This is a genomic window from Pseudomonas sp. LBUM1657, from assembly GCF_059716075.1.
The window spans coordinates 1,577,776-1,592,682 of record NZ_CP166799.1; the positions used below are offsets into that span (position 1 = coordinate 1,577,776).

Consider the following 14,907-nt stretch of genomic DNA (forward strand, 5'->3'; position numbering starts at 1 on the left):
CTTGCTCGCGAAGGCGTCGTGTCAGTCAACATTAATGTTGAAGCTGACGGCCCATTCGCGAGCCAGCCCGCTCACATCAGGTACGCCGCAGCGCTCGCAAAAGGCGCCAAAACCTAACGTTTATGGCAAACTTCGCGCCTATAAACGCCGGCCCCGCGGTTTTGAGCCTCTACAGGTTCGGGCGGATCGGAATAAAGCGATGCCAGGATTTGCTTCCCGTGACGGGAATAGATCCCTTTGTGCGTTGGTACGTCGGTACCAACGCTTTCTGCCTGAACAGATTAGAGAAACGACCATGCATAACGTCGTCATCAGCGGCACCGGCCTGTACACCCCGGCCAACAGCATCTCCAATGAAGAGCTGGTGCAATCTTTCAATGCTTACGTGACGCAGTTCAACGCCGACAATGCCGACGCTATCGCGCGCGGCGAAATCGAAGCGTTGACCGAGTCCAACGCGGCGTTTATCGAAAAAGCATCGGGCATCAAAAGCCGTTTTGTCATGGACAAGGACGGCATCCTCGACCCGCAACGCATGGCGCCACGCTTGCCGGAGCGTTCCAACGACGAATGGTCGGTGCTCTGCCAGATGGCCATCGGGGCAGCCGAACAAGCCTTGCAGCGCGCCGGCAAGACCGCCGCGGACATCGACGGCGTGATCGTCGCTTGCTCCAACTTGCAACGTGCCTACCCGGCTATCGCCATTGAAGTCCAGGAAGCGCTGGGCATCCAGGGTTTCGGTTTTGATATGAACGTCGCCTGCTCCTCGGCGACCTTCGGCATTCAGACCGCCGCCAACAGCGTGCAACTAGGCCAGGCCCGGGCGATCCTGATGGTCAACCCGGAAGTCTGCACCGGTCACCTGAACTTCCGCGACCGCGACAGTCACTTCATCTTCGGCGACGCCGCCACTGCTGTGATCATTGAACGCGCTGACCTGGCGACTTCCAACTACCAGTTCGACATCGTCAGCACCAAACTGCTGACCAAGTTCTCCAACAACATCCGTAACAACTTCGGCTTCCTCAACCGCGCGGCGGAAGAGGGCATCGGCGCCAAGGACAAACTGTTCGTCCAGGAAGGTCGCAAAGTGTTCCGCGATGTGTGCCCGATGGTTGCCGAACTGGTCGCTACGCACCTGGAAGAAAATCAGCTCAACGTCGGTGACGTGAAGCGCTTCTGGTTGCACCAGGCCAACCTCAGCATGAACCAATTGATCGTCAAGAAATTGCTGGGTCGCGAAGCCACCGAAGAAGAAGCCCCGGTGATTCTCGACACCTACGCCAACACCAGCTCTGCGGGTTCGGTGATTGCGTTTCACAAGCATCAGGATGATCTGGCGGCCGGTTCGCTGGCGGTGCTCAGCTCGTTCGGCGCGGGTTACTCGATTGGTAGTGTGATTCTGCGCAAGCGCTGAGTTCGCCTAAAAGATCGTCCGGGTTCGGACGATCTTTTTTTTTGCACAAAAAAACTCGCGTTGCTGTATCGGACGGATGATGGGGACCGATACACCAACGCGAGTGTGTAAATGCAGCTCGGGCTTCCTTGCCCGAGCCGTGTAGCGGGGATCAGAACTTGGCTTCTGCATCCAGTTGCAGGGTGTTGATCTTCGAGTCGCGCAAGGTGGCGTTGGTGTAGTCGGAGTCAGCCATGAAGTACGTCGCGCCGAGGGCGAAGTTCTTGTCCAACTCGTAGCTGACTTTCAACTTGCTGCCGCGCGAGCCGGTGAAACCGTTGGCGAAGTCGGAGTCGGTGAAGGCGCCGACCACCGCGTTACGCTGTACGTCGCGATAGTTGTAGTCCACGCCGAAGCCAAAGACCTTGGTCTTGACGCCGGCCAGCCAGCCCATGTCCTGATCGTTGCTGGCATCGTCGTTGTTGACGACTTGGCCGTACAGCGACAGCGGCATTGGCAGGCCGCCGATGTCGAGCTGACCGAAGCCTTCGTACAGTTTGAACTCTTCGCCCGCGCTGTTACCGTTGACGGCCAGGGTGGTGGTGTCGTTGTCGTTGTCATAACCGTAGACACTGCCACCCAGCGTCATTTTCAGGTTATCGGTGAGAGCGAAGCGCGCGCCCAACTGGCCAGCGTACAGGCGCAGGTCATGACGGAACTGCTTGCCTTCGCCGTCAACGTTGTCCTTGAGCGTGTAGTGACCGGCGCTGCCGAACAGCTCGACGCCGCCCAGCGAATGCTTGTAAGTCGCTGCCAGACCTTCCGGGCTGATGTCGCTATCCCAGATGATGTCGCCGGTGCTCACCCAGGGTTGCGGCATCTTGCCGCCGATCAAGTGCAGATCCTTGATGGCAGTCGGGTGGTAGTCCACGTAGCCCTGGTCCAGCCAGATGTCCTTCTTGGTGAAGTTGTTGTCCAGACTCTGGTTGGTGGAGCGAGGATCGTTGTCGCTGCCAGTGGCGATACGAATGCCGGTGTCCACTTGCGGGTTGATTTCGGTGTAGGCACCCAGGCGGACACGAATACGTTGACGATCCTGGTCGCCGGTGTTGGAAACACCATCGTTCTTGACCGTTTCCTGGCGGAAACGAACGTCGCCCTTGAACTGGGTCTTGGCAGCCCACGCCAGTTTCTGGTCGAAGGTGCTCAGCTCATTGGTTTTCTTCGCAGTCGCCGCGATTTGCTCGTTGGTTTCTTGCTGAGCCTGACGGGCGATTTGCTGCTCTTTCTGATCCCTCGCCAGCTCGGCTTGCAGTTCGCTGTACTGCGCGTTGGTAATCGAGCCGTTCGCCTTGAGCATGTCGAGCAGTTTGGCGTCGACTGCGGCGCTGGCCGGAACACTCATGGCCAGAAGCAGGCCACCACACAGGGCCGCCGCAGTTTTCGTGGAAGCAAGACGCATATCAATCTCCGAAGATGAGAGGGGATGACTGAGCCATCCAGGGCACAACCGACCGTTGACGGACGGAAAACAGTGGCCGGGCTAGAACCCAGCGCTCTAAAAACTGGCGCCAGTATCGCGATGGTTTATGACAGAGCAGTGGCAAAGTGATGGCGTCTCGATGACGATACAAATCAACGTCAACACCCTTTTGCAGAGCGCTGCGGTCGGATAGAGCGTGTGGAGCACACGGTGATAAGCGATACTCGCAGGGCGTTCACGCAAAGAAGTGGGGAGGAAGTTGATGCCGCTGCAACGTCTGGAAAGTCTGTCCGATATCGGTCCGCACACCTGGGATGCCTTGGTTCCGGATGCTCAGCCGTTTCTGCGCCATGCCTTTCTCAGTGCGCTGGAGGACAGTGGCAGTGTCAGCCCTCATTCCGGCTGGCAGCCCGAACATTTGTTGCACATTGAGGGCGGTCGGCTGATCGCCGCATTGCCCGCTTACCGCAAGTGGCATTCCTACGGCGAGTACGTGTTCGATCACGCCTGGGCCGATGCCTGCGAGCGTGCCGATATTGATTACTACCCCAAGTTGCTAAGCGCCGTGCCGTTCAGCCCGGTCACTGGGCCGCGATTGCTGGCGGCCCGAGTGGAAGACGGCTTCGAGTTACTGAAAAGCCTGCCGGGTTACCTGGAAATCGAAGACCTCTCCAGTGCCCATATCAACTTCACCGACCCGTTCACCGACGCAGCGTTGGCCGAACAGCCCGGTTGGTTGCAGAGAGTCGGTTGTCAGTACCACTGGCAGAACCGTGGGTATCGGGATTTTCAGGACTTCCTCGACGTCCTCAGTTCGCGCAAACGCAAGCAGATGCGCAAGGAGCGCGAGCAAGTGGCAGGGCAGGGAATTGAGTTCGAGTGGCTTGAAGGCAGGCAACTGGATCAGGCACAGTGGGATTTTGTCTACGCCTGCTATGCCAATACCTACGCAGTGCGTCGGCAACGACCCTATCTGACGCGGGATTTTTTCAGCCTGTTGGCCGAGCGCATGCCGGAATCGATTCGTGTGGTGCTGGCCAAACAGGGTTCACGGCCGGTGGCGATGGCGTTCAGCCTGGTCGGCGGTGACAGCTTTTACGGGCGATATTGGGGGTGCCTGGCGGAGTTCGACCGTCTGCACTTCGAGACCTGTTTCTATCAAGGCATGGACTACGCGATTGCCAACGGCTTCCAGCGATTCGATGCCGGAGCTCAAGGCGAGCACAAGCTGATTCGTGGCTTCGAACCGGTGATTACTCATTCCTGGCACTACTTGCGCCATCCCGGACTGAAAGCCGCCGTCAAAGACTTCCTGCACCAGGAACGCGTTGGCGTACTGGCGTATGCCGAGGAAGCGAGGACCGCGTTGCCCTACCGGCAAGACTGATTTTTTGGATATGAAATGTGGGAGCGGGCTTGCTCGCGAAATCGGGGATTCAGGCAGCAACGATGCTGACTGACACTCCCTCTTCGCGAGCAAGCCCGCTCCCACAGGGTCAGTGGTGTTCAGGCGTCAATCGATGCCGACAAACCCGCCCGTCTGGTGTTGCCACAACCGTGCGTACAAACCGCCATGGGCCAGCAGTTCGGCGTGGCTGCCGGTTTCAGCAATCTTGCCTTTTTCCAGCACCACCAGCCGGTCCATCCGGGCGATGGTCGAGAGCCGGTGGGCGATGGCGATCACGGTTTTGCCCTGCATCAGGGTTTCCAGACTTTCCTGGATCGCCGCTTCGACTTCCGAATCCAGCGCCGAAGTGGCTTCGTCCATGATCAGGATCGGCGCGTCCTTGAGCAGCACTCGGGCGATGGCGATCCGCTGACGCTGGCCGCCGGAGAGTTTTACCCCGCGCTCCCCGACATGCGCATCGAAACCGGTTCGGCCTTCGGAGTCCGACAGCAACGGGATGAACTCGTCGGCGCGGGCCTTGTGCACCGCCTCCCAGAGTTCTGCGTCGGTGGCGTCGGGTTTGCCGTACAGCAAATTGTCGCGGATCGAGCGATGCAGCAGGGACGTGTCCTGGGTGATCATGCCGATGCGCTCGCGCAGGCTTTCCTGGCCGACTTCGGCGATGTTCTGGCCATCGATGAGGATTCGCCCGCTTTGCACGTCATAGAGGCGCAGCAGCAAATTGACCAGGGTCGATTTGCCAGCGCCGGACGGGCCGATCAGGCCGATTTTCTCGCCTGGCTTGATGGTCAGGTTGAGGTCGCCGATGATCCCGCTCTTCTTGCCGTAGTGAAAATCCACGTGCTCGAAACGCACTTCGCCACGGGCTACCGCCAGAGGTTTGGCCTGCTCGCGGTCAGTGACGCCGACCGGTTGCGCGATAGTCTGCAAACCGTCCTGAACCATGCCGATGTTTTCGAAAATACCGGTGACCACCCACATGATCCAGCCGGACATGTTGACGATGCGGATCACCAGGCCAGTCGCCAGGGCAATGGCGCCCACGGTGATCAGCGATTGCGTCCACAGCCACAGCGCCAGGCCGGTGGTGCCGACAATCAGCAGGCCGTTCATGCTGGTAATGACCACGTCCATGCTGGTGACCACGCGGCCGGCCAGTTGGGCTTTTACCGTCTGTTCTTCGATCGCTTCCTTGGCGTACTGCTGCTCGAAATTGGTGTGGGCGAACAGCTTCAGGGTGGTGATGTTGGTGTAGCCATCGACGATCCGCCCCATGAGCTTGGAGCGCGCATCGGATGACACCACCGAGCGCTCTTTCACCCGTGGCACGAAGTAGCAGAGGGCGCCGATATACGCTGCAATCCACGTCAGCAGCGGGATCATCAGGCGCCAGTCGGCTTCGGCAAACAGCACCAGCGAACTGATCGCATAGATCAGCACGTGCCACAGCGCGTCGACGGCTTGCACCGCTGAGTCGCGCAGCGAGTTGCCGGTTTGCATGATGCGTTGGGCGATGCGCCCGGCGAAGTCGTTCTGGAAAAAATTCAGGCTCTGTTTGAGCACGTAACTGTGATTCTGCCAGCGGATCATGCTGGTCATGCTGGGGCTCAGGGTCTGGTGCACCAGCATGTCATGCAGCGCGAGAAACAGCGGCCGCAGGACCAGCGCGACCACGGCCATCCAGGCCAGTTCTACGCCGTGGATCTTGAAGAAGTCGACGTTGGGTGTGCCCTGGGTCAAGTCGATGATGCGACTCAGATAGCTGAACAGCGCCACTTCGATCAGCGCACCAAACAGGCCGACGATCAACAAAACGGCGAAGATCGGCCAGACCTGCTTCAGGTAATAGGTATAGAAGGAAAGAACCTGGCTCGGCGGCGCTGCCGTCGGGGCATCACGGAATATGTCGATCAGTTTTTCAAAACGGCGATAAAGCATTGGTTTTTCACCCGCGCACGGGTTCTCCTTTAAACGGTTTGAGCGTTGCCGGCATCACCGGCAACGGCTCTGACATCCCTGTCCAGCTTAGTCTCAGTCGATGCGCTTGGCCGACTTGATGAACACCGGATCGGCCGGCACGTCCTTCATGCCGCCGCGGGTGGTGGTTTGCGAGTTGACGATAATGTCCACCACGTCCATGCCTTTGACGACTTTGCCGAACACCGCATAACCGTCACCCTGGTCGAGGAAGTCGTTGTCCTTGACGTTGATGAAGAACTGGCTGGTGGCCGAGTTCGGGTTAGAGGTGCGGGCCATCGACAAGGTGCCACGGACGTTATGCAGGCCGTTTTTCGATTCGTTCGTAATCGGCGCCTTGGTGTCTTTTTGCTTCATTTCTTTAGTGAAACCACCGCCCTGGACCATGAAGCCCGGAATCACGCGGTGGAAAATCGTGTTGTTGTAGAAGCCGCTGTCCACGTACTCAAGGAAGTTCTTGGTACTGATCGGGGCCTTGACCGCGTCCAGTTCGATTTCGATCTGGCCATTGGTAGTTTCCAGCAGCACGTGCGGCGCCTTGGCAGGCGTGGCGGCCATCAGGTTGGCGGCAAACAGAACGGAGCCAGCGACGAGGGCGATTTTTTTCAGCATGGGTCAATGATCCTGAGTGGTGGTGTCGACTGCGGTGAGAAACTCAAGCAGGGTTTGATTGAAGCGTTCGGGTTGATCCAGCGGGGTGGCGTGGCGTGAATCGGCGATCACCACCAGCCGCGCATCGGGCAGCAGTTTTACATAGGCCTCTTTCAGCGAGACCGGTGTGTAGTCACGGTCGGCGCTGACGATGAGGGTTGGACAGGACACCTTCGATAGTCGTTCCAGAACCCCCCAACCAACGATCGCATCGAAGCTGGCGAGATAAGCATGTTTGTCGTTTTTTGCCCAGCGCTCGGCCATTTTTTGTCGCAAATCAGCCTGCTCGGGTTTAGGGAACAGCTTGGCGCCCAAGGCCTTGCCGATGGCGCCCAGGCTGAGGACGCGCATCAAACTCCAGCGCTTGAACCACTGCCAGTAATCATCGCGACTGCGCAGTTTGACCTCGGGCCCGCTGTTGACGATGCACAGGCTTTTGAACAGTTGAGGCTGATCCACGCCGAGTTGAAAGCCGATCATCCCGCCCATGGAAAGCCCTACAAAGTGGGTCGGGCCGAGGTTCAAATGCTCCATCAGCGCGATCAGGTCGGCGCTGAAGCCGGCGATGCTGTAGCGCTCGCGGGGTTTATCGGAACGGCCGTGGCCGCGAACATCCGGGACGATCACCCGATAGTGGGCGGACAGGGCCGGGATCTGTTTTTCCCAGTCAAGGGTACTGGAACCCAAACCGTGGACCAGCAGCAACGGCGTACCGTGACCATATTCCTCATAGTGCAGGTTGCAACCTTCGTGTTCGAAATAGGCCATGCATTTACTCCGTGTCAGGCTTGTTCAGGGGCGGCGAAAGGCGCATCCAGCGGCGCGGTGTCGAAGGTGCGGAGCAGTTCGATGAGAATCTGCGTTGCCGGCCCCAGCGGTTTGTCCTTGTTCGAATACAGATAAAAGCTCGGGTTGCGACTGCCGCCCTGGTCCAACGGTAGCAGCTTGAGCGTGCCTTCCTTCAATTCCCGTTCAATCATGTGCCGGGGCAACCAGGCGAAACCCAGGCCACTGCTGACGAAGGTCGCCGCAGTGGCCAGGCTGCCGACGGTCCAGCGCTGTTCGGCGCCAAGCCAACCGACGTCCCGTGGTTGCTGGCGACCGGAGTCGCGGATGACGACTTGCATCTGGCTTTCCAGGTCCTGGAAACTCAATTCGCGGTTCAGGCGATGCAGGGCATGCTCCGGGTGGGCGACCGCGACGAATTCGACGTCGCTCAATTCCGCCCCCAGATACCCGGGAATGCTGAAACCGGTGATGGCCAGATCGGCCACGCCTTCGAGCAACACTTCTTCCACGCCCGACAACACTTCCTCGCGTAGGCGCACGCGGCAGCCACGGCTCTGTGGCATGAACGCCGTCAAGGCGCGCACGAGGCGGGCGCTCGGGTAAGCGGCGTCAACCACCAGCCGCACTTCCGCTTCCCAGCCTTGTTCCATGTGATGGGCCAGGTCTTCCAGTTGGCTGGCCTGTTTCACCAATTGCCGCGAGCGGCGCAGCAGCACGCCGCCGGCTTCGGTCAGCACCGCTTTACGGCCGTCGATGCGCAGCAGCGGCACGCCGAGCTGGTCCTGCATGCGCGCCACGGTGTAGCTCACCGACGATTGCGAGCGGTGCAGCGCTTCGGCGGCCTGGGCGAAACCGCCGTGGTCGACCACGGCCTGTAACGTTCGCCATTGATCAAGGGTCACGCGGGGCGCTTTCATGAATAGCTCCTCTTGTCTAAGCTGGCAGTCCTTATTGGAGACTGCTGAATGAAAAAATTCTGTTGTGTGGTGTTGGCGCTGCTGCCGTTGACGGCGTTTGCTTACCCGATCGACGTGCAGAAAGACCTCAACGGATTGAAGATCGACTACAACGCCTATGACACGGACAGCGACATCGCCTCCATTCAGGTGAACAACTACGGCACCACCGATGCGATCTGTAAGGTGGTTTTCAACAATGGCCCGGAAGCGCCGCGCACCCGCACCATCGAAGTGCCCGCCGGCAAGCACACAAATGCCACTGCCAAGTTCACCCGGACCATCATCAAGATGCGTATCAAGCTGAATTGCACCCCGAAATGAGAAACAACCCTGTGGGAGGCGGGCTTGCTCGCGAAAGCGGTGTGTCAGTCGACATCAATGTTGAATGAAGCACCGCTTTCGCGAGCAAGCCCGCTCCCATAAGGGATGCTCAGCTTATAAACGAATTTATTGATGGGTTGTAGCAGTTATTTGCGCTTTTTCATCGATATGACTCTGTTTAACCTTCACTCCATCGACTTACAGCATTCTCAGATGGAGGCTACATCCCATGTCACGCGTTCTGATCATCGAAAGCAGTGCCCGTCAGCAAGACTCGGTTTCCCGTCAACTGACCCAGACCTTCATCAGCCAGTGGAAAGCGGCTCACCCGAACGACCAGATCACCGTGCGTGACCTGGCCGTCAACCCGGTGCCGCACTTGGACATCAATCTGCTGGGCGGCTGGATGAAACCCGCCGAACAGCGCAACGATATCGAACAGGTTTCCCTGGATCGCTCCAACCAGTTGACCGACGAACTGCTGGCCGCCGATGTGCTGGTCATGGCAGCGCCCATGTACAACTTCGCCATCCCGAGCACCCTTAAAGCCTGGCTCGACCACGTGCTGCGTGCCGGCGTGACCTTCAAGTACACCGAAACCGGTCCTCAAGGTTTGCTCAGTGGCAAGCGCGCATACGTGCTGACGGCTCGCGGCGGTATTTACGCCGGCAGCCCGACGGATCATCAGGAACCGTACCTGCGCCAGGTCATGGGCTTCATCGGTATCCATGACGTGACGTTCATCCATGCCGAAGGCATGAACCTGGGTGGTGACTTCCAGGAGAAAGGCTTGAACCAGGCGAACGCCAAGCTTTCCCAGGTCGCCTGACCCGTTAATCGCCAGATAATCGCTGGATGGTCTAGTGACCTGGCGCAACCCTTCAAGCCAGTACGCGCATCGACCTCCCTTTGCACTTGTTGCTCCTGAGTGCTGTAGCCCGATTGAACGCTTTAGCGAGATCGGGCTTTTTTTTGCCTGGGATTTGTCGATGGCCCGCTCCCACAGTTTTCCCACAAGCTTTTGCGTATTGACCGACTGTTGATAACGGGCAAAAACCGCTATCGTCGCCGCCATTCGATACGAGGCGACCATGGGCTACCTACTTTTTGTCACGCTGATCCAGGCGTTTTCCTTCAGTCTGATCGGGGAATACCTGGCCGGTCATGTCGACAGTTACTTCGCGGTGCTGGTGCGCGTGCTGCTGGCGGGGCTGGTGTTTATTCCACTGACGCGTTGGCGTTCGGTCGAACCGGCGTTCATGCGCGGCATGCTGGTGATCGGCGCGTTGCAGTTTGGCGTGACCTACGTTTGTCTGTATTTGAGCTTTCGGGTGCTGACGGTGCCGGAGGTGTTGCTGTTCACCATCCTCACTCCGCTGCACGTGACCCTGATCGAAGACGCGCTGAACCGGCGCTTCAATCCGTGGGCGCTGATCGCGGCATTGGTGGCGGTGCTCGGCGCGGCAGTGATTCGCTACGACCGGATCAACCCGGACTTCTTCATGGGATTTTTGCTGCTGCAACTGGCCAACTTCACCTACGCCGCCGGGCAGGTGCTCTATAAACATCTGGTGGCTCGCCATCCGAGCGATCTGCCGCATTACCGACGATTCGGTTACTTCTATCTCGGCGCATTGGCGGTGGCGTTGCCGGCGTTCATGCTGTTCGGAAAACAAAACTTCCTGCCCGAAGCACCACTGCAATGGGGCGTGCTGGTCTTCCTCGGCCTGGTCTCGACTGCGCTGGGACTGTACTGGTGGAACAAAGGCGCGTGCCTGGTCAATGGCGGGACTCTGGCGGTGATGAACAACCTGCATGTGCCGGTAGGGTTGCTGATCAACCTGCTGATCTGGAATCAGCATGAGGAGTTGGGGCGGTTGTTCTTTGGCGGGATGGTGATTCTGGCGGCGGTGTGGATCAGTCGGTTGGGTATACGCCAACCTGCAGTCGCACACTAACCTCCCTGTGGGAGCGGGCTTGCTCGCGAAGGCGGAGTGTCAGTCGACAACAATGTTGCCTGACACGCCCTCTTCGCGAGCAAGCCCGCTCCCACAAGGGATAGGCGGTGTTACATGATTTGTTTCTCGGGCTCGGAGATGTGGCTTGCACCGAGCACCGCCGGCAGCAACCCGGCGCGTAGATCCGTTCCGCTGGGCTGCTGATACAGGCTTAACCCAAACTCCGGCAACACCGCCAGCAGGTAATCGAAAATATCCCCCTGGATCCGCTCGTAGTCGGCCCACGCGGTGGTGCGGGTGAAGCAGTAGATTTCCAGCGGAATGCCCTGGCCGGTGGTCTGCATCTGGCGGACCATGCAGGTCATGTTCGGCTGGACTTCCGGGTGGCTCTTCAAGTACGCCAGTGCATAGGCGCGAAACGTCCCGATATTGGTCATCCGTCGCCGGTTGGCCGACATCGCCGCGACGTTGCCCTGGGCTTCGTTCCAGGCTTTGAGTTCGGCCTGCTTGCGACCGATGTAATCGGTCAGCAGATGAACCTGGGACAGCTTCTGCTCTTCGTCATCGCGTATGAACCGCACGCCACTGGCGTCGATGAACAGGCTGCGCTTGATCCGTCTTCCTCCGGACTGCTGCATGCCGCGCCAGTTCTTGAACGACTCGGACATCAGGCGCCAGGTAGGAATCGAAACGATGGTTTTATCGAAGTTCTGCACTTTGACCGTGTGCAGGGTGATGTCCACCACATCGCCATCGGCGCCCACTTGCGGCATCTCGATCCAGTCGCCGACTCGCAACATGTCGTTGCTGGTCAGCTGCACGCTGGCGACGAACGACAGCAGGGTGTCCTTGTAGACCAACAGAATCACCGCCGACATGGCGCCCAGGCCCGACAGCAGCAACAGCGGCGAACGGTCGATCAGGGTGGCGACAATGATGATCGCGCCGAACACGTACAAGACCATCTTCGCCAGTTGCACGTAGCCTTTGATCGAGCGGGTGCGGGCATGTTCGGTGCGCGCGTAGATGTCCAGCAGCGCATTGAGCAGGGCGCTGATCGCCAGCACCAGGAACAGAATGGTGAACGCCAACGCTACGTTGCCGAGGAAGATCAGACTGGTCTTGTTCAGTTCCGGCACCAGGTGCAGGCCGAACTGGATCACCAGGGACGGCGTCATTTGCGCCAGACGCTGAAACACCTTGTTGTGGCGGAAGTCGTTGATCCAGTGCAACGCCGGCTGACGGCCGAGGATTTTGCTGACGTGCAGAATCAGGTAACGCGCCACTCGTCCGAGGACCAGCGCAATCACCAGCAACACCATCAGCGCCAGGCTGGAATGCAGGAGCGGATGCTGATCGAGCGCTCCCCAGAGGTCTTGGACGTTGAGCCAGAGCTGTTTGATATCCATGGGTAAAAACGGTTCTTCTGTAGGACGCGACGGGGCGATTAGAGCATTTAAGACGCTTTGGATGACGTTTGAGGACAAAAGACGCAACAAAAAAACCACTCTTTAGCGCCGTTTGTATAAAGAAACTCGGCCTTCGCGCTCGAAACCGTTACCCTATGCAGCTGTTTTTTTGTATTTCTTCGAGGTAGCACCCGTGTTTTCCCAATTCGCCCTGCACGAACGCCTGCTCAAAGCCGTGGCCGAGCTTAAATTTGTCGAGCCAACGCCTGTGCAAGCAGCGGCTATTCCGCTGGCGCTCCAAGGGCGTGACCTGCGGGTGACAGCGCAAACCGGTAGCGGTAAAACCGCGGCCTTCGTTTTGCCGATCCTCAACCGTCTGATCGGCCCGGCCAAAGTCCGCGTCAGCATCAAGACCCTGATCCTGCTGCCGACCCGCGAGCTGGCTCAGCAGACCATCAAGGAAGTCGAGCGCTTCGCCCAGTTCACCTTCATCAAGTCCGGCCTGATCACCGGCGGGGAAGATTTCAAGGTCCAGGCCGCCATGCTGCGCAAGGTGCCGGACATCCTGATCGGTACGCCGGGCCGGATGATCGAGCAACTGAACGCCGGCAATCTCGACTTGAAAGAAGTTGAAGTGCTGGTGCTCGACGAAGCCGACCGCATGCTCGACATGGGCTTTGCCGAAGACGTCCAGCGACTGGTGGAAGAGTGCACCAACCGTCAGCAGACCATGTTGTTCTCCGCCACTACCGGCGGTTCGGGCCTGCGCGAGATGGTTGCCAAGGTGCTGAACAACCCTGAGCACCTGCAGCTCAACAACGTCAGCGACCTGAACGCCACCACCCGTCAGCAGATCATCACCGCTGACCACAACCAGCACAAAGAACAGATCGTGAACTGGCTGCTGGCCAACGAGACCTACCAGAAGGCCATCGTGTTCACCAACACCCGGGCCATGGCCGACCGTATCTACGGCCGTCTGGTGGCGCAGGAATACAAAGCGTTCGTGCTGCACGGTGACAAAGACCAGAAGGACCGCAAACTGGCCATCGACCGCCTGAAGCAGGGCGGTGTGAAAATCCTGGTGGCCACCGACGTGGCCGCTCGCGGCCTGGACGTGGACGGCCTGGATCTGGTGATCAACTTCGACATGCCGCGCAGCGGCGACGAATACGTTCACCGCATCGGTCGTACCGGCCGCGCCGGCAACGACGGCCTGGCGATCTCGCTGATCTGCCACGGCGACTGGAACCTGATGTCGAGCGTCGAGCGCTACCTCAAGCAAAGCTTCGAGCGCCGCACCATCAAGGAAGTCAAAGGCACCTACGGCGGACCGAAAAAGGTCAAGGCCTCGGGCAAAGCCGTTGGCGTGAAGAAGAAAAAGGTCGACGCCAAAGGCGACAAGAAGAAAACCGGCGCCAAGGCACCGACCAAGCGCAAGATCGCCAACCGCCCGAAGACCGACGCCCTGTCGCTGGTCAGCAAGGACGGCATGGCCCCGCTCAAGCGCCGCAAGCCAGAAGCACCGGCAGCTGAATAAAGCACCGTAGTTTGCCCAATAAAAAACCGGACACGTGTCCGGTTTTTTTATGTTCGGGATTTGCCGAAACCTCTCAACTGTCGGCTTTCTTCTCCGCCGCTCCCAACTCCTTCAATCGCTGATCGATCAACTGGCACTTGTCCGGCAGATCGGCGCTGGCCGTGCCTAAATCCATTTTCTGCAACTCTGCGTTGATCTCTTTTGCCTTGGCCGGGTTCTGCTCGGTGAGTTTGGTGACTTCCCTGGCCAATTGTTCGCGCTTGATGGTGGCTTCCTCGGGTGTGCAGGCCCAAGCGGGAAGGGCGCAGGCGAGGGTGGCGGCGAGGGTGAGTTTCATTAGGGTTTTCATCGGTCGGGCCTCGGTTCCGTGTCGGGCGGTTAATCGGTTGAGGCCGCGTTAATGCGAAAGTTCACTTGTGCACAAGCACGGTGAACGAGGGCGTTCGGAAGCGTCCTACTTGCACACGTCTATTCCCGCATTCCTTCAAGACGTTTCTGTCAATTGAAAGAGGCCGAACAGCGAGGCGATGTTGACTGGCACCGCGTGGCAGTCAGGGGTAAGGGGGGAAGGGGGGCGGATTTATTTATTTGGCTATCGATGAAGAGGGCAGAAAATAAATCTGTCCACTTTTTTCCCCTATCGCTGCGGCCCGCTGAAAAGCACCTTTACGCCAGAACGAAGCAAGGTCTATCTGATGGAATTCCAGTTTATTGGTGAGCGCTGTGAGCAACATGTTTACGATGTCACCCAGCCTCCACGGCGTGTTCCCGTGACGAGCGTACCTGGTGTGTGAAAGGAATTTATCTATTGCTTACTACATCAAACGGGCGACACAAAGGCACTATTGCAGTCGGATGGTTGAATGCAATTTTCATAGCACCACTGAGCTAATGTGGGAGCGGGTTTGCTCGCGGAAAGCGGTTGGTCCGTCGACATCCATGTTGAATGTTAGTCAGTCTTCGCGAACAAGCTCGCTCTCACATGGGATTGGTGGTGTTCAGGATACTGTGCCCCA

General features: G+C 58.6%; 13 protein-coding genes. 6 read left to right on the forward strand and 7 right to left on the reverse strand.

Features of this window, described 5'->3' with window-relative positions; genetic code table 11:
- The first annotated feature begins 295 nt into the window (after positions 1-295).
- The gene (locus ACA055_RS07165) at positions 296-1,417 is read left to right on the forward strand and encodes a beta-ketoacyl-ACP synthase III (protein WP_497682995.1); all 1,122 of its coding nucleotides are present in this window, start codon (positions 296-298) and stop codon (positions 1,415-1,417) included.
- A gap of 151 nt (positions 1,418-1,568) precedes the next feature.
- On the opposite strand, the gene ACA055_RS07170 is transcribed toward ACA055_RS07165, so the two are convergent.
- Complete coding sequence (locus ACA055_RS07170) at positions 1,569-2,858, reverse strand: putative porin (protein WP_497682996.1); 1,290 nt, start codon at positions 2,856-2,858, stop codon at positions 1,569-1,571.
- A 283-nt stretch (positions 2,859-3,141) separates the two neighbouring features.
- On the opposite strand from ACA055_RS07170, the gene ACA055_RS07175 reads away from it, so the two are divergent.
- On the forward strand, positions 3,142-4,266 hold the full coding sequence (locus ACA055_RS07175; RefSeq protein WP_497682997.1) for a GNAT family N-acetyltransferase: 1,125 nt from the start codon (positions 3,142-3,144) through the stop codon (positions 4,264-4,266).
- Between the two features lie 126 nt (positions 4,267-4,392).
- On the opposite strand, the gene ACA055_RS07180 is transcribed toward ACA055_RS07175, so the two are convergent.
- The 4 genes from ACA055_RS07180 to ACA055_RS07195 form a co-directional block, all read right to left on the reverse strand.
- A complete protein-coding gene (locus tag ACA055_RS07180) occupies positions 4,393-6,225 on the reverse strand; it encodes an ABC transporter ATP-binding protein (protein ID WP_497682998.1) in 1,833 nt (610 codons plus the stop codon).
- Positions 6,226-6,318: 93 nt separating this feature from the next.
- Positions 6,319-6,876 carry a peptidylprolyl isomerase gene (locus ACA055_RS07185; RefSeq protein ID WP_497682999.1) on the reverse strand — a complete coding sequence of 186 codons (558 nt, stop codon included), beginning with the start codon at positions 6,874-6,876 and terminating at the stop codon, positions 6,319-6,321.
- Between the two features lie 3 nt (positions 6,877-6,879).
- Complete coding sequence (locus ACA055_RS07190) at positions 6,880-7,683, reverse strand: alpha/beta fold hydrolase (RefSeq protein WP_497683000.1); 804 nt, start codon at positions 7,681-7,683, stop codon at positions 6,880-6,882.
- A gap of 14 nt (positions 7,684-7,697) precedes the next feature.
- Positions 7,698-8,621, reverse strand: a complete 924-nt coding sequence (locus tag ACA055_RS07195) for a PA3225 family LysR-type transcriptional regulator (protein ID WP_258697054.1) — start codon at positions 8,619-8,621, stop codon at positions 7,698-7,700.
- 48 nt (positions 8,622-8,669) lie between these two features.
- Here ACA055_RS07195 and ACA055_RS07200 point away from each other — a divergent pair, with 48 nt between their 5' ends.
- The 3 genes from ACA055_RS07200 (at position 8,670) to ACA055_RS07210 (ending at position 10,942) form a co-directional block, all read left to right on the forward strand.
- Positions 8,670-8,984 (forward strand): 3-phosphoglycerate kinase, encoded by a 315-nt coding sequence (locus ACA055_RS07200; RefSeq protein WP_497683001.1) that lies wholly within the window; start codon positions 8,670-8,672, stop codon positions 8,982-8,984.
- A gap of 229 nt (positions 8,985-9,213) precedes the next feature.
- The gene (locus tag ACA055_RS07205) at positions 9,214-9,813 is read left to right on the forward strand and encodes an FMN-dependent NADH-azoreductase (RefSeq protein ID WP_497683002.1); all 600 of its coding nucleotides are present in this window, start codon (positions 9,214-9,216) and stop codon (positions 9,811-9,813) included.
- Positions 9,814-10,075: 262 nt separating this feature from the next.
- Positions 10,076-10,942: a carboxylate/amino acid/amine transporter gene (locus tag ACA055_RS07210; protein WP_497683003.1), complete on the forward strand. Its 867-nt coding sequence runs from the start codon at positions 10,076-10,078 to the stop codon at positions 10,940-10,942.
- A gap of 110 nt (positions 10,943-11,052) precedes the next feature.
- On the opposite strand, the gene ACA055_RS07215 is transcribed toward ACA055_RS07210, so the two are convergent.
- Positions 11,053-12,351 (reverse strand): mechanosensitive ion channel family protein, encoded by a 1,299-nt coding sequence (locus ACA055_RS07215; protein ID WP_497683004.1) that lies wholly within the window; start codon positions 12,349-12,351, stop codon positions 11,053-11,055.
- 193 nt (positions 12,352-12,544) lie between these two features.
- Here ACA055_RS07215 and ACA055_RS07220 point away from each other — a divergent pair, with 193 nt between their 5' ends.
- Complete coding sequence (locus ACA055_RS07220) at positions 12,545-13,891, forward strand: DEAD/DEAH box helicase (protein ID WP_150745821.1); 1,347 nt, start codon at positions 12,545-12,547, stop codon at positions 13,889-13,891.
- A gap of 73 nt (positions 13,892-13,964) precedes the next feature.
- On the opposite strand, the gene ACA055_RS07225 is transcribed toward ACA055_RS07220, so the two are convergent.
- Positions 13,965-14,240 carry a hypothetical protein gene (locus ACA055_RS07225; protein ID WP_497683005.1) on the reverse strand — a complete coding sequence of 92 codons (276 nt, stop codon included), beginning with the start codon at positions 14,238-14,240 and terminating at the stop codon, positions 13,965-13,967.
- Positions 14,241-14,907 lie beyond the last annotated feature (667 nt).

Coding starts and splice junctions, on each gene's coding strand:
- ACA055_RS07165 (WP_497682995.1), top strand. CDS start 296: ATGCATAACGTCGTCATCAGCGGCACCGGCCTGTACACCCCGGCCAAC.
- ACA055_RS07185 (WP_497682999.1), bottom strand. CDS start 6,876: ATGCTGAAAAAAATCGCCCTCGTCGCTGGCTCCGTTCTGTTTGCCGCC.
- ACA055_RS07170 (WP_497682996.1), bottom strand. CDS start 2,858: ATGCGTCTTGCTTCCACGAAAACTGCGGCGGCCCTGTGTGGTGGCCTG.
- ACA055_RS07200 (WP_497683001.1), top strand. CDS start 8,670: ATGAAAAAATTCTGTTGTGTGGTGTTGGCGCTGCTGCCGTTGACGGCG.
- ACA055_RS07215 (WP_497683004.1), bottom strand. CDS start 12,351: ATGGATATCAAACAGCTCTGGCTCAACGTCCAAGACCTCTGGGGAGCG.
- ACA055_RS07190 (WP_497683000.1), bottom strand. CDS start 7,683: ATGGCCTATTTCGAACACGAAGGTTGCAACCTGCACTATGAGGAATAT.
- ACA055_RS07195 (WP_258697054.1), bottom strand. CDS start 8,621: ATGAAAGCGCCCCGCGTGACCCTTGATCAATGGCGAACGTTACAGGCC.
- ACA055_RS07175 (WP_497682997.1), top strand. CDS start 3,142: ATGCCGCTGCAACGTCTGGAAAGTCTGTCCGATATCGGTCCGCACACC.
- ACA055_RS07225 (WP_497683005.1), bottom strand. CDS start 14,240: ATGAAAACCCTAATGAAACTCACCCTCGCCGCCACCCTCGCCTGCGCC.
- ACA055_RS07210 (WP_497683003.1), top strand. CDS start 10,076: ATGGGCTACCTACTTTTTGTCACGCTGATCCAGGCGTTTTCCTTCAGT.
- ACA055_RS07180 (WP_497682998.1), bottom strand. CDS start 6,225: ATGCTTTATCGCCGTTTTGAAAAACTGATCGACATATTCCGTGATGCC.
- ACA055_RS07205 (WP_497683002.1), top strand. CDS start 9,214: ATGTCACGCGTTCTGATCATCGAAAGCAGTGCCCGTCAGCAAGACTCG.